We start from the raw sequence: 14,805 nt of genomic DNA on the forward strand, positions 1-14,805 counted from the left end.
GGGGAATACAATTGAGCGTAAGTGCAATTATGAACAAAATGCGATCTCTGGACCGTCTTTTCCTGTTCTCCGTCGTATTACCTGTCATTCTGTCGGTAATATATTTTGGCGCGATCGCCTCCGACGTCTATGTTTCAGAATCCCGTTTCATCGTTCGCAGCCCGGACAAACCTGCCATGTCCGGTATCGGTTTCCTGCTTAAGGGGGCCGGCTTTTCGAGTTCGGGAGAGGAACTTAACGCAGCTCAGGACTATCTCAAGTCGAGGGATGCCCTGCGCGCGCTGAACACGGGGGATGCTTTCCGGAAGGCCTACGGCGACCGTTCGATCTCATTTTTTGATCGCTTCAATTCCTTTGGATACGCCAAATCCTTCGAAGATCTGTACACTTATTACGAAAATAAGGTCGATACCGATCTGGACCGCAATTCGTCGATCATTACCCTAACCGTGCGCGCCTATACCGCGCGCGACGCCCGCCGGTTTAACGAGCAACTGCTGGAGATGGCAGAAGCGACCGTCAATAGACTTAACGAACGTGCCCGCAACGACCTGATCAAGGTGTCAACCGACGAAGTGGCGATCGCCAAGAAAAAGGCCGAATCCACGGCGATTGCTCTTGCCATTTTCCGGAACAAGTCCGGGATCGTGGACCCTGAGAAACAGGCCCCGGTCCAACTGCAGATGATCTTCAAACTGCAGGACCAGTTGATCGCCAGTCGGGCGCAATTGGCGCAGATGAAGGCAATAGCACCACAAAACCCGCAGATCGAAGTGATCCAGGCCCAGATCAGCAGCATTTCGCACGATATTGATACTGAAATGGGCAAGATCGCAGGGGGCAGCAAATCTCTTTCATCCGCAGCATTGCAGTATCAGCGGCTGTTCCTGGAAAGCCAGTTTGCCGATCGTCACCTGACTGCAGCCATGGCCTCGCTCCAGGAGGCCCAGAACGAGGCCCGGCGCAAGCACGCCTATGTGGAGCGTATCGTCCAGCCCAGCCTGCCCGATGATGCCATCGAACCGCGCCGTTGGAGGGGCATTGTCTCCACCCTGATATTCAGCCTGATCGCCTGGGCCGTTCTCACCATGCTGCTTGCTGGGGTTCGTGAGCATCAGCAATGAGCACGCCCCTCCTCCCCGCCCTGACCATCCAGCGCCGCGTAATATGGGCCCTCCTTCTGCGCGAGATCATCACGCGATATGGGCGGCATAATATCGGCTTCCTGTGGGTCTTTGTGGAGCCAATGCTGTTTACCTTGGCGGTCACGTTACTCTGGGCGGGGCTCGGCCTCAATCACGCCAGCACATTGCCGATCACTGCCTTTGCGGTAACCGGCTATTCTACCATATTGCTGTGGCGGAATATGCCGGGACGGCTGATCGATTCCGTGAAACCGAACCTTGCTTTGATGTATCACCGGCAGGTCAAGGTCATCGACGTATTCTTTGCCCGGCTGCTTCTAGAGTTTATGGGCGCCACCATGTCCTTCATCGTGCTGACCATCATATTCACCGTAACGGAATGGATGGAACCCCCGGAGGATCTTTTGCAGATCATGGTCGGTTGGCTCATGCTAACGTGGTTTGGTGCCGCACTTGCTATGTTGCTGGGTGCGCTCAACGAAGATTATGAAATCATCGAGAAGCTCTGGCATCCCTTTGCCTATATCATCATGCCCCTGTCAGGGGCAGGCTTCATGGTGGATTCCCTGCCGAAGATCGGACAGCATTACATATTATACCTGCCCATGATCAATGCTGTAGAATATGTTCGCGAAGGCTATTTCGGATCTGCGGTCGTAGCCCATTACGACATGGGCTACATGGCTGCCGCAAACGCCGTCCTGACACTTCTGGGGCTTGCTGCAACGGCCAAGGTCAGCCGGGAAGTGGTGCCGCAATGATCAGGCTTATCAACCTGTGCAAAAGCTACCCCACATCGCGCGGTTCGCATGCGGTATTCAATAATATCAACTTGGATGTAGCACCCGGCGAGAAAGTGGGCATTCTGGGCCGCAACGGCGCGGGCAAATCGACGATGATCCGCCTTTTGAGCGGTGCGGAGCGCCCCACATCAGGGCAGGTCGAGCGCAAAATGTCCGTGTCTTGGCCTCTGGCATTTGGCGGCGCATTCCAGAATGCACTGACAGGCATGGACAATCTTCGCTTCATCTGCCGGATCTATGGCGTGCCGTATGAGGACAAGATTGACTATGTTCAGAGCTTCTCTGAACTGGGTCCATATCTTTACGAACCGCTGTCGGTTTATTCATCAGGCATGCGCGCTCGACTGGCGTTTGCGTTATCCATGATTATCGAGTTCGACTGTTTTCTTATTGATGAGGTCGTCGCAGTCGGCGACGCCAGATTCCACAGCAAATGCCACACCGAATTGTTCGAAAAGCGCGCTGACAGAGCATTGATAATCGTGTCGCATGATGCCAATTACGTTCGAGAGCATTGCTCGAAGATATGCGTTCTTTCACAGGGACATATGTCGATATTCAGCGACCCTGACGAAGCATATGAATATTATCACCAGTCCATCCATCTCCAGTGAACGCCACCCATAGACTGCGCGCCATCGGCAGTTCGGCCGTCCGGATACCGGGCCTGATCTATGCCGCAATCAGGGCATGGCGGACGCTGGAACCAAAACACTGGTCAGATGTCGCTGAGAGATGGGATCCGATCGCCCGGACATGGCCCTTAAGCCACCGGGCTGCTCTACTGCATGCCCGATTGCTACGCACAGCGCGGCAGCCCTATGAGGCGGCTGAGGTTGGCCATCTGGCCGCCAGTCTGAGGCCTGAACATGCCGGGACATGGCGCGAACTTGGTCTTGCGTTGCGCCAACAGGGACGCCGCGAAGATGCAATAGCTGCTTTTGCTAAAGCCACGCGCCTTGGCGATACGCGCGCGGTCGATGACCTGTGTCGATATGGCGCCCGAGCCTTCCTCCCGGATCCCGCACTGATCCCCCATATCTGGTCACTGCAGGACTATTCCCGATATGTGGCCGATAATCCGCCGCCGCCAGCCCCCGCATCACAGGGCAGACCCTTCTTCCGAGTAATACCTGCAGAAACCAGCCAATGCGTCAGCCAAGTTCGTACGATGCTGTCCCGTCAGAGCTACCAATATTGGTGCATCCACGGCAATGAAGTTGCAGGGCAATCGGAACCAACCAGGATATTCGATCTACCTCTGCCTTCAGGGGCGATACTGGATCCTGAGGCCCTCGCATGGTTGGCCTGGGCCATTACCGAAAGCGGGTGCTCCATAGTCCGCGCAGACCATGATCATCTCAGCCCGGACGGCATGACACGCCAGGATCCTGTCCTGCTCCCCCAACCCGATCGCTTGTGGACGGAAGGTAGGACAACAATGGGGCGGTTAACGGCAACGGCAGCGGACGGCACTGGGCCGGTCGCGCACGTTCCGCTTGTTCTAATGACCGTGCCCGGCTGCACGGATGCGAACGATCTTCCATTCCCCGATGCCGACCCATTTTCCCTGTCGATCATCATTCCCACACGCGATAATCCCGACCTGTTGCGTGAAGCCGTAGATACCCTCCTCGCGACGGCCGACATGCCCGAGATGATAGAGATCATCATCGTCGACAATGACAGCCGCACCCCTTCCACCCGACAGCTCTTTTCTGAACTGGCGAGCAAGCCGGGCATCAAGATCATTTCCTTCCCTGAGGCCTTCAATTGGTCGCGCGCCAATAATCTGGGCGCATCACATGCCAACGGTGACGCGCTGCTCTTTCTCAACGACGATACGGCCATACGTACTCGCGGATGGGACAGGATATTGGCAGGCCTGCTGCACGATCCGGAGATAGGCATCATCGGGGCACGGATGCTGTATCCGGACGATACTATGCAGCATGGCGGCTTTGTATTCGGCATGGACAATGGGCCGCAGCATGAAGGGCGCTGGATGCCTGGGGATTGTGCGGGACCATCCCGACGCTGGCTTGCCACCCGTCAGGCCCCAGCCATCACCGGTGCGTTCATGGCCGTGCGCAAGTCTACATTCCTGGCGGCGGGTCAGTTCGACGAAACTAGCTTCTCGATCGACTTTGCGGATGTCGATTTATGTCTGCGCCTGAGATCGCTGGGACTGGCGGTGGTCTATTGCGGAACGATCACGCTGCTCCATCATGAATCCGTCTCACGCGGACTCAACCTCAGCCGCCGCCAGCGGAAACGCATGCGACAGGAACATACCCGACTGCGCCAACGCTGGGGGAGCGCGGTAGAGAGAGATCCAGGCTATCATCCCGCATGGACCCGTACAGGATGCAGCTATGATGGCTTACGCAGGCTGACTTTGTACGACATCATGGAACATGTCAGGCACAGTGCGCAGGATCATCCTTACAGCATTGACCATCATCAGCCCTGATCACGTCATGTCAGGGACGCATCCTTTCTCATAATGCATGTCAGAAAATCATTGGCATGATCGAACCATATGCCGACCAGCTTCAGGCCCAGGATGTTGGCCATGGCCCGGCATGATGCCTCATTGAAAAATGTGTAGTGGACACAGACGAGATATTCGCGGCGTACCATCGGAACTTGAAAAAATAACGCCCCGCCGGGGGCCATCATTTCCTTGAAATGATTCAAAAAATCTCGCAAATTTGGCAGATGCTCTAAAGTATGCATCGCATAAATAGCATCAAGCTTTTCGGGAATATCAAGGAAATTCTCTGTCGGCACGACCTTGTCGCGCTGCGGCATATGCTCATGCACCTGCAAGAGTGTTTTGAGCGTCAATTCGGCAGCATACACCTTCTCGAACTTTTTCGCCGCTGCGGCTGCGGTTATACCGCGGCCCGCGCCAAATTCCATTGCAATTCCCGGGTTAAGATCCGGACATTGCTGGAAGAGAAATTCTGTAAATCCATCGGCATCGACCTGATGTGCCACGGTTGACAGATAGTCATCACCAACGCGATAAAATTCTTCTGATGTATCGGATTGGATTTTGTCCTGAACGTTATTTCCCTGCGATTGCTTAAGATCCTTAACGTTCAATAATACATTGCAGCGCAAACACATCCACAGCTCATGGACTATGCCATCCAGATCGGTCCGCTGTTCAAAAGGCGTGATTGCATGGCGCTCGCGGCAAATGGTGCATTCAAAGTCACCATGCCCCATAGCTAGGATTTCAGGAGAAATCCGGTCCGTGTCTGCAATCCTGCCGAGGTCGGCCTGATTGGCGTCGGCCCTTGGTTCAGAGCCACCCTTAAATCCCCATTCCAACCATTTGGGCATATAACCTCACAAGAGCCAGCTGGCCAAAAATCGATGAACTTCTAGAACTTCAAAGTACCAAGCTGCGATTCATCGTCCAGATGACTGTGTCGTGTATATTGTGCGAGAATGTGCATCAGCGACTGATGTACATCTTCGATCACACCATAATTCTCACAATCGACATGAAGGCTGACATCGGCCAGCTCCCGCGATGGGGCGCCTGCAAAGCCCGTCATCGCGATGGTCTTGATATTCATGCTGCGCGCCAGTTTCAGAGCTCGCACGATATTAGGGGAAGAACCTGACGAACTTATCGCAATGAGCAGGTCCCCTGCCTCGCCCATGGATTCAAGCTGGAACGAGAACATCTGCTCGCTGCCGATATCGTTGACAATCGCCGTGATCAGTTCGACTGTGGTGGACAGGCTGTGAACTTTCGGGCGCAGTTGCGTGTCCGTGCGGATCCCTTTCAGGCAATCGCAGACCAGATGATTGGCAATCGCGGCCGACCCCCCATTACCGCAGGAGAAAAGCCTTCCGCCAGCCTTCGTCGTCTCCGCGATCAATACTCCGGCGGCGGATATGGCCGATGGGTCGACCGTGGCCGCAGCCGATGCCAGACGGGTGAAATATTCACCAGCGTATTCGCCAGCACTGGGAATTAAACGATCCGGAAAGAAGGCCAACTGAAAAACTCCTGCATTCAACGGGGATTGTAAAAGAGGATGCGGCTGCCCAAAGGCTCGAAGCCGAAGCGGATCCGACGCAAGCCGACGGCATTGGCGATATCTTCATGGCGGTCGCGCGGTGCATAGAACATCATGAAGCCACCTTGACCTGCGCCGAGAAGCTTTCCACCCAGCGCGCCCGCACCGATCGCACGCTCATACCAGCCATCGATATCATGGCTGGTGATGCCCGCAGTCAACGATTTCTTCAGGGCCCAATTCTCGTCGAGTATGTGCCCGAAACTGTCGATATTACCTGCGCCCAGTTCGTCCCGCAGAATATAGGTCAGCTCGACCATGCGCTTGAGGGCGGCCTGTTTAGTCGCATCGGTGCCCGTTTCCACCGACTGGCTGGCCAGGATGGCCGACGCACTGCGCGTAATATCGGTATAGAAAACGATGATCCTCTGTTCGAGCAGATCACGCATATCCCGCGGCATTATAACGGGCGAAACCGATACGCTGTCGTCGGGTCGGAATTCGATCAGGTTAAGGCCGCCAAAAGCAGCTGCGTACTGGTCCTGTTTGCCAATGGGCTGGCCGCAATGGTTGATTTCGATATCGCAGCTGCCATGTGCCAGATCCTCCGCAGAGACATGCTTGCCCTGATAGGCGCTCAACACATTCAGCAGGCCCACCGTGAAGGAGGAGGACGACCCCAAACCGGTACCGCGCGACGGAATGTCGGCAGTCGTCGTGATTTCCACACCGCCGCGCATGCCGCGCATGGCGAAAGCAGCTCGCACAAGCTCATGCTCTATATCGTCGATATTTTGGACTTCTTCGGTCTTTGAATAGGCCAGCCTGATCCCGCCGTCGAACTTACGGTTTATGCTGACATAGACGTATTTATCTATCGCAGTGCTGAGCACGGCTCCGCCATATTTGCGGTAGAACGATGGAAGGTCGCTGCCGCCACCGACAAAACTCATGCGTAAAGGCGTTTGACTGATAATCACTTGTAAACCCTAGAATTCGGAAGACGTGCAGGCGTGGTCCTGCGCCAGGATCAAATCGACGGCATCGCCGATCGACAGCGCAGTAAAAGTGGGTGACGCAACATATTTACCGTCCCTTCCACCTTCTCCCGTCGCCACCAGGATCGAACGAAGGTCGATCTTGCCTGCCATGGCGATATCGGCGGTGCTGTCTCCGACCATCCAAGACCGGTCAATATCGATGTTCAGATCTGCGACCGCAGCCTCCACCATGCCGGTGCCCGGTTTACGACACAAACATGGACATTTCAGTTCGGGCACTTCTCCTGGGTATCCGCCATCCGGGTGATGCGGGCAATGATAGAGGGCATCGAAATACGCCCCCTCCTGCCCCAGCTCGCTTTCCAGCTTGGCATGGATGCGCGCGAAACCGACCGCATCGACCTCACCTCGGGCAAGCACGGGCTGATTGGTTATCAGAATAACCCGATATTCCGCCTCATTCAGACGGCGTATCGCCGATGCCGCCTCTGGAAATAATGTCAGATCTTCCGCACGCGCGATATGGCCGCATGGCTGATTAATCGTGCCGTCGCGGTCGAGGAACACCGCGCGCTGGCGCCGATTACGGCGAGCACGTGCGACCAACCCGCTGCGCAAATGGCCCTCGGCCTTATCCAACCGTTTGGGAGTGCCAATATCCTTGATGTATTCGAAGGAGACATACCCGTTCAGGCGGGCACCTTCGGCTTGCATGGCGGGAAAGAGATCCTTGGCGAAATCCCCGGTGTCCATACGCCCGACCCATGGTTCGAGCGCGCGCCGTTCGACCACATAAAAAGCCGCATTCACAAGATTGCGCAACCATGCCCCGTCGGGGTGCGGATAGGAATGGAAGCCACTGATCCACCCCTCCCCGTCCAGTTCGACCAGATCGGAATCGGCCGGATGATCGTTGGGGTGCAGAAGGAGGGTGGCATCGGCACCACGACGGCCATGCTCCGCCAGGATATGTCCAACGTCCAGATCGAATAATGTGTCCCCGTACACCACGACGAACCGCTCCTGCAAACGGTCGAGACAGGCCAAGGTCGCCCCCGCAGTCCCTCGCGGAAAGCCATCGTCGATCAGAGTGATCCTGATGTTCCGGTCAAGCCCGGCGATGAAGGCTTGTATCTGGTCCGCGGCATGGTTCACCAAGATTATGATGTCGTCGATGCCATGCGCGACAAGACCCTCGATCTGGCGCTGCAGCAACGGGACACCATCGACGTCGACCAACGGCTTGGGCTTGCCATTCAACCGGCTCACCAGCCTGGTCCCCTTGCCGCCCGCAAGGATGACAGCCTGCATTAGTGCGGGGCTTTCTGTGTCAGAATTTCAGAAACGGCGCGCTCGACCGCTTCTACCGATCCCAACTCGGGCTTCCAGCCAGTCTCAAGCAAACGCTGGACCGAATAGCGGAATTTCGGCACATCGCCGACCCACCCGCGATTGCCCTCGCCAAAGCGTATGTCCGCATTGGGACGGAAGGCATTGCGTACAGTCTCCGCAATGAAACGGACTGTCACCCCTTCATCCGTGGGCCCAATATTATAAACGGCAAACGGCTCCTCGCGATCGGCAACATGCAGCATTGCCGTCACCAGGTCCGTCACATGCAGATAGGATTTCTGCTGCGTCCCATTGCCCAGAACCTCCAGTTCATCCGGCGTTGCCATCAGCTTGTGAACGAAGTCGAGGATGACGCCATGCGTCGCGGGTACGCCAATGACATTGGGAAACCGGAAAATCGATACCCGTTCCAGATAGGCCTCCTGCGCAGCGCGCAGTTGAGCCTCAGACGCCAGCTTCATGGCGCCATAATTGGAAATCGGCTGCAATGGCCCGATATTCTCATGGATCAGATCGTCGCCATGATCCCCGTAGATCGCCGAGCTGGATGCGAAATGCACCACAGTAATACCCCGCCTCTTCATCACATCAAGCAGAGCAACTGTCGTGAGGAAGGTCTGCCGCAAATCAACCTTATAATCCGCCACGCCTGCGGGAATGTCGGAGTTGGCGGCAAGATGCCAGATCTGATCGATAATTTTGGTGCCGAGGGCCTCATCCAGAATATCGGGATCGGAACAGTCCGCCTGCACGAAAGAAAAACCATCCTTGCCTTCAAGAAAGGCCATGGCCTCGCGTGTGCCGCGCGACAGATCGTCGACAACCAGAACCTCATGGCCCCGGTCCAGCAAGGCTGCGGCCAGGTTGACGCCGATAAAGCCGGCTCCGCCGGCAATCAGATGCAAACTCACGTTCGATACTTCCCTTGCGTCATAAAAATACTCCGTCAACCTCAACCTGCCTGCCGCATCATGGCGCCGGAACGCTCCAATCGTGCGACAATCAAGGCCTCAACCCTGCGAGCCATGGCCTCCTCGCTGGGAAAAGTCGCGGCGAATTCCACCCCGTTGGCACTGCGGCGTCCAAGATTTTCAGGATCATCCAGCATGGCTGCCATATCCATCGCCATCCGCCGCGGGTCAGCATCCGCCAACAAGGCGAGATCATAGCGATTGTCATAATTCACTTCATTGCCTGGCCGGTTAAGGTCAACCACCGGCAAGCCACATGCCATCATTTCATAAGGTACAAGGCTGGGGTTGGTGGTCGAAAACACCAGCCCTGCAGCAGAGGTGGCATACAAGGTTGCCAGATCATTCAAGGTAGGAACGATGTCCAGATAAGTGACAGGATAATCCTGTACGTGCTGCTTTGCACTGCCGGATCCGAAGAACAGTATTTCATAGTCTGGCTTGAGACGATGAAACTCCCGAAGGGCCATCGTCCCGATTAAAAAGCAGCGCCGTGCCATTTCAGGCTTGGCAAAGAATAATATGCGCTTGTCCCGCGGCCGTCCCTGACCTGCCGACCCATTATAAATGTCTCTGTCGATAGGGAAACGGAATGAATCCGCCTCCATGCCATAATCACGCTTCAGGAGATGTTCGCACCACGGGCCAGAAGTGATCGCATAGAGATTCTTGCGATAGGTATTCTCGGCCAGAATATATTCCGACCCCATGGAATAGAAGGCAGGCTCGAAATCCTGCACGAAATACATGATCTCGCCGACCTGGGACTTTACGGATTCCGCGAGTGCCACGGTCGACCAGTGCGTCGCCATCAGCACATCCTCCGCATCCACCGTCCCGTCGAAACGGCGCACCTCGCCCTCGAAAGGATAGAAATGCTTTCGTACGGTCTTGCGCAAATCCGCCGCCGACAGGTTTGTGTCGGAAAAATAGAGACGGACATCATGCCCGAATTTTTCGAGATGATAGGCCGCCCGTAAAATATTGCGGTGGCCCCCGCCGCCGATGATCAGGCCCGGCACAATCCAGCCAATCCGGAGCGCCTCCATGACCCTGGCTCGTGGCGCGACCGATTTTTCCAGACCATAGGCTACCAGAGCTGCGCGCGCTGCGGATTCTGCGGAAAAACGGCTCTGCGCCGTGTGTCGGGCAGCGCGGCCAAGCGCCCGACGCAAGTCCGCATCTTCAACCAGCTGGCCGAGCTTCTCTTCCCATTCCTCCGGCGTAGAGGCCAGGCAGCCATTTCCACCATCTTCGATGGCCGCGACAAACGGTCCCGTCCGACTGGCGACTGTTGGCACCTCCACCAGCCCCGCCTCGAAAAATTTTAGTTCACTTTTGCCTTCGCAGAACATGTCGTTCTCTTCGAGCGGCGCCAAGTTGATGTCGCACCTCGCCATGTCTTGCAGCATGTCGAGCGGCGCCATGAACCCAGCGCGCTCAATCCGTTCTGCAAACGGCAACCAGCTCTCGTCGAGATCGAGTAGTCCGACGAGACGAAACCGGACATGGGCATATTTGCGCATGACCGCCTGAATGGCACTGGCGCACCGGGCAAAATCACGGGCATGAGTTTTCGAACCCGAATAATAGCAGATGCTGACCCCATCTCGCCTGCTGTCCCGTGCATCGTCCATGCTGGAAAGAATGGTTTCCGCCAACGCCTGCTGCGCAGCATTGATGGAATTGGGCACAACATAGGCATCCCGCCCCAGGTCGCTCATGCGATCACGTAGGAAAGGTGTCGTGGTCGTAGCGATATCGGCACTAAAAAGAAGTGATCGATAGGCTCGAACACCCCACTCATAGTCAGATCGCTGATTTTGCGTCAGCTCTGATACGCCAGCGACAGTATCTATAATAGATGGTTCAAAGACATAATCATCGACATCGAAGACGGTTTTTATTCGCTTGACCCGACAATATTCGAGAACCTCCACAACCCTCTTCGAAGGATCGAAAGGAGAGCGGAAAAATACGACCACACGCGGCCGCAACAATTTATCAACGATCTCTCCGCATGCACTGAAATCCATTATGCGGGTCGTATAGCCCAGATGTTCCAGCCCTTCGGCTATGTTGTGAACACGGTAGCGCTTGGACTCTCCCTCCCAGCATCCGATCAGGAAAAGCACATCGCAGCTATATTCGGTATCTTGCATCAGGCAGCGCCTCGTCGCAGCATTTTCTTGTATGTACGGCCAACCCAGCGCACCGGATGCGTGATCTTCCAGCTCAGAGATTTGCGCAGGCGCTGCAGCCTGGCCTCTGTATCGTCGAACCGATAACGCAAGGCTGCGAGTTCCTTTTCAAGCGCATCAGATCGCGCCAGCGCGCCAGGCAATCGGCAGGCATCGGCACGCAACAGATAGGCCTCTGTCTCCACTACCGACAGACGCTCCGACACTTCCGCCAACCTTCGTCTGGCAAGAACGAGAGTAGCCTCCCAGTCGCTGGCACCAACAATATGGTCGTTCCCGGATCGCTGCACGATGCCGTCGTCTGTAAAATCTGGGTCCAATTTCCTCGCCTGCCAACAATATCAGCGACCGGTGCGTAACGCAGCCGCCTCGCGCACCAATGCCCCAAATCGTGCCACCATGACGTCAAAGTCACTTACATTCGAAACATGTCGCTTGCCAGCCCGCCCTAGCTGCTCGCGCTTATGCGGGGAAGCGTGGAATTCCATCAGCATGTCGGAAAGCGCAGAATAATCTCCCGGTCTATAAAATTCAGCAGTCTTTCCAGATACTACCAATTCTGGAATACCATCGACCGGAGTAGTAATAATCGGCAATGAAAAATTCATCGCCTCGACCAATGTTCTGGGCGCACTTTCCTGCCTGGAACAGCATAGAAATATATCTGATGCCGCATAATATTTCGACGTATCATCGACCCTTCCCAGAAATAGGATTTTATCCCGAAGATATTTCGGCATCTCTCTGTGCAAACATTCCAGCTTTTTCCGATAGGCACTATCGACAAACCCTCCCGCGATCAGGATTTTCAAATTGAGCGGGATGTTGGATCCCAACCGCACGAGCGCCTTCAATATGTCTGCCTGCCCCTTGCGAGGGGCAATACTGCCTAACAACAATACGCAGCAATCATGATCGTCCAACCCCAGTTCCCGCCGTGCCGCGCCGCGCGTCCAGCGATCTCGATCTTCCTCAAGACGGTGGGTAGGAATCCCGTTCCGGATAAGCTGGAAATTGGATTGCAGCGCCAATGGCATCCAGGCCCGACGCGTTGCATCCGCCACCTGGATCACGCGATAGGCCTGAGAAAAGGCAGCATAGGCTTGGGCGCGCACCGGAACGGAAAGATGCCTGAAATAACGCCACCAGTCCCCTCCTTCATGCTGCCACCACAGCGCCCCCAACCCGGCCTCGGCGGCCGCCGCGATCGCCGCATGGCTTTCCAGTGTGTTCGCCAACACTGCTTCCGCACCGTGCCTAGCGTAGGCCTCTACCAGGGAGTGCCGATAGCGAGCCAACACTGCTCCACCAGCGCGACGTCCCGGAGACGCGATCACTTCAACATCAATGCCTTCGGAACGAAAGGCCGGCCCGAGTTCGCCTTCCCGTTGGGAGATCATGAAAGGATCGATATAGCCTGCGTCCCGCAGCCCCCTGACAAGATCAAGCAGGGTCGATTGCGACCCTTCTCCATCGAGATTGTGCGTCACCACAGCCAGCTTAACCGGCCCGCGCCGCCGCAACGGATGACGCCGCCTGATCGGCGAATACTGATTGCGGCCATATCCGAGATTATAGTTATACCAAGGGTCTGGCATGGATTCCGGCGCAGTATCCGGGGCGGCAAACGCCATCCGGGAGGCGGAATTCTCATCCAGCCTGAATTCACAATCCGCACATAGAATGACCGATGCCCCTTCCGCTCTGACGGCATGCGACAGGGCCATACCTACTGCAACCATGCCATCCTGCCCAGAAGGTATGCCGCCGATCCGGTTCAGCATGTCGCGTGAAATTGCCAGACAATGAGCCGTGACGGCGGCACATTCCCGACTGGTGCGGGCCAGATACAGCGCACCCGCACGCCCCTTCCCCAAACCCGCAAAGGCCGGTTCGAGATAATATTCCCCTGTTGGCGCCACCAGTCCGGCCTGCACCAGGCGGCCCTGCCCATCAACCAGACGGGCCCCTACCGCCCCCACCCCCGGCAAGCCCGCATATCCGCAGAGCTGGGCAATCCAGTGCTGCCGGATGCAGATAAGTTCGCCGGACAGAACAAGGATCAAATCCCCAGACGCATGCGCCACAGCTTCGGCCATGCGGTCCGACAGTGCTTCATGGTCGCTGAACACTAGTTGCACATCGCCGTCGATCTTCGCATGATCCTTCACGTCCAGCCCCATACTGGCCGTCGATCGTCGCGATGCCACGACAATGATCTGCGCATCGCTTGGGGCATCCCCCAGCAGCCCCATGACATGGCTGCGCCAGTCTTCCCTGCCGCGATCCAACATCACGATGATGCTGACAGCTACGGTCGGAGACCGGAAGACGAGATGGAACAGGCCGATGTTGGCACGCTCCGCCCAATCCGGCCGCTCTACCCTGGCCGGTAGCGCGCGCCGGGCCACGACATCCTCGACAGCACGCTGTCCGGCCATGATGGATGTCGGCTTCTCCGTAGCGGAAAGAGCCGTGGAGCCGGGCAGAACACGCCAGTGATAGAGAATTCTCGGAATATGCCGCACGGCTCTGACGATCTCGCTGGCACGCAGTGCCAGATCGAAATCCTGGCTGCCGTCATAGGCACTGCGGACCCCGCCTAAACGCTCGAACACGGAACGCCGCATGGCTACCGCATGGCTGAGATACATATAGGACAGTAAAAGTGTCGGGGACCAGCCAGGCTTGAAGGACGGGTCGAAACGTCTGCCTGCCGCGTCGATCTTGTCACTGTCCGAATAGGCAAGCTCAACGTCCGGGTCCGTTGCGAATGCCAACGCAAACTCCGCCAGACAATCTGCTGATAGGACATCGTCCTGATCCAGAAACAGAATGACATCTCCACACGCCAGCGACGCTGCCGCATTGGTCGCTGAACCGATCCCCGAATTCTTGGAGAGGAAGGTGAACGTCACTCGGCTGTCCTTGCCGATCCTGTTCACCTCCTGCCTGAGGTCGTCATCGCCGCTTCCATCATCACAGATGCACAATTGCCAGTTTTGATAGATTTGCTCCTGCACCGAAGCAATCGCGGCCCTGAAATGCCCTATGTCGGGCCGGTAGACCGGCATCACTACCGATATGAGCGGCAAGGAATCTTTATGCGCCGCGAGCGCGTCCGTTAGGTCACTCCGCGCCACTGGCGTCAGGATGTTAGTCTTTTGCCATATGTCATAGGGATGCCCCTGCCGGAGCAAGTGTCGCAATGCCCGCGGCAGGAACAGTCTGTGAAAGGCGAGACTTGCCCGCACACGGAAGCGTTCGAAATTCATAGTCTTCACTCGA

Annotated in this window: 12 protein-coding genes; 4 read left to right on the forward strand and 8 right to left on the reverse strand. The window is 56.3% G+C overall.

Annotated features, from left to right (window positions below):
• The first annotated feature begins 29 nt into the window (after positions 1-29).
• The 4 genes from AC4D6D_RS24015 to AC4D6D_RS24030 are packed head-to-tail and all read left to right on the forward strand — an operon-like array spanning position 30 to position 4,421.
• Positions 30-1,124 carry a KpsE/RkpR family capsule polysaccharide export protein gene (locus AC4D6D_RS24015; RefSeq protein ID WP_491328844.1) on the forward strand — a complete coding sequence of 365 codons (1,095 nt, stop codon included), beginning with the start codon at positions 30-32 and terminating at the stop codon, positions 1,122-1,124.
• Complete coding sequence (locus AC4D6D_RS24020; RefSeq protein WP_491328845.1) at positions 1,121-1,906, forward strand: ABC transporter permease; 786 nt, start codon at positions 1,121-1,123, stop codon at positions 1,904-1,906. The genes AC4D6D_RS24015 and AC4D6D_RS24020 overlap by 4 nt, the downstream gene beginning before the upstream one ends.
• Positions 1,903-2,562, forward strand: coding sequence for an ABC transporter ATP-binding protein (locus AC4D6D_RS24025; RefSeq protein ID WP_491328846.1), 660 nt, complete (start codon positions 1,903-1,905; stop codon positions 2,560-2,562). Before AC4D6D_RS24020 ends, AC4D6D_RS24025 begins: the two co-directional genes overlap by 4 nt.
• On the forward strand, positions 2,559-4,421 hold the full coding sequence (locus AC4D6D_RS24030; RefSeq protein ID WP_491328847.1) for a glycosyltransferase family 2 protein: 1,863 nt from the start codon (positions 2,559-2,561) through the stop codon (positions 4,419-4,421). The genes AC4D6D_RS24025 and AC4D6D_RS24030 overlap by 4 nt, the downstream gene beginning before the upstream one ends.
• A 5-nt stretch (positions 4,422-4,426) precedes the next feature.
• Here AC4D6D_RS24030 and AC4D6D_RS24035 read toward each other — a convergent pair whose 3' ends face one another.
• From AC4D6D_RS24035 to AC4D6D_RS24070, 8 genes are read right to left on the reverse strand one after another with little or no spacing between them, the layout of a single operon-like run.
• Entirely contained in the window at positions 4,427-5,290 is an 864-nt protein-coding gene (locus tag AC4D6D_RS24035) for a class I SAM-dependent methyltransferase (RefSeq protein WP_491328848.1), read from the reverse strand.
• A gap of 53 nt (positions 5,291-5,343) precedes the next feature.
• Positions 5,344-5,970: a D-sedoheptulose-7-phosphate isomerase gene (locus AC4D6D_RS24040; RefSeq protein WP_491328849.1), complete on the reverse strand. Its 627-nt coding sequence runs from the start codon at positions 5,968-5,970 to the stop codon at positions 5,344-5,346.
• 17 nt (positions 5,971-5,987) lie between these two features.
• Positions 5,988-6,971, reverse strand: a complete 984-nt coding sequence (locus AC4D6D_RS24045; protein ID WP_491328850.1) for a GHMP family kinase ATP-binding protein — start codon at positions 6,969-6,971, stop codon at positions 5,988-5,990.
• Positions 6,972-6,980: 9 nt separating this feature from the next.
• The gene (locus AC4D6D_RS24050) at positions 6,981-8,303 is read right to left on the reverse strand and encodes an HAD-IIIA family hydrolase (RefSeq protein ID WP_491328851.1); all 1,323 of its coding nucleotides are present in this window, start codon (positions 8,301-8,303) and stop codon (positions 6,981-6,983) included.
• On the reverse strand, positions 8,303-9,256 hold the full coding sequence (locus AC4D6D_RS24055; protein ID WP_491328852.1) for an NAD-dependent epimerase/dehydratase family protein: 954 nt from the start codon (positions 9,254-9,256) through the stop codon (positions 8,303-8,305). Before AC4D6D_RS24055 ends, AC4D6D_RS24050 begins: the two co-directional genes overlap by 1 nt.
• A 41-nt stretch (positions 9,257-9,297) precedes the next feature.
• Positions 9,298-11,478, reverse strand: a complete 2,181-nt coding sequence (locus AC4D6D_RS24060; protein ID WP_491328853.1) for a rhamnosyltransferase WsaF family glycosyltransferase — start codon at positions 11,476-11,478, stop codon at positions 9,298-9,300.
• Positions 11,478-11,837, reverse strand: a complete 360-nt coding sequence (locus AC4D6D_RS24065) for a hypothetical protein (RefSeq protein WP_491328854.1) — start codon at positions 11,835-11,837, stop codon at positions 11,478-11,480. Before AC4D6D_RS24065 ends, AC4D6D_RS24060 begins: the two co-directional genes overlap by 1 nt.
• A gap of 21 nt (positions 11,838-11,858) precedes the next feature.
• Positions 11,859-14,792, reverse strand: a complete 2,934-nt coding sequence (locus AC4D6D_RS24070) for a glycosyltransferase (protein WP_491328855.1) — start codon at positions 14,790-14,792, stop codon at positions 11,859-11,861.
• Positions 14,793-14,805 lie beyond the last annotated feature (13 nt).

It is taken from the genome of Novosphingobium sp. BF6 (assembly GCF_058273105.1).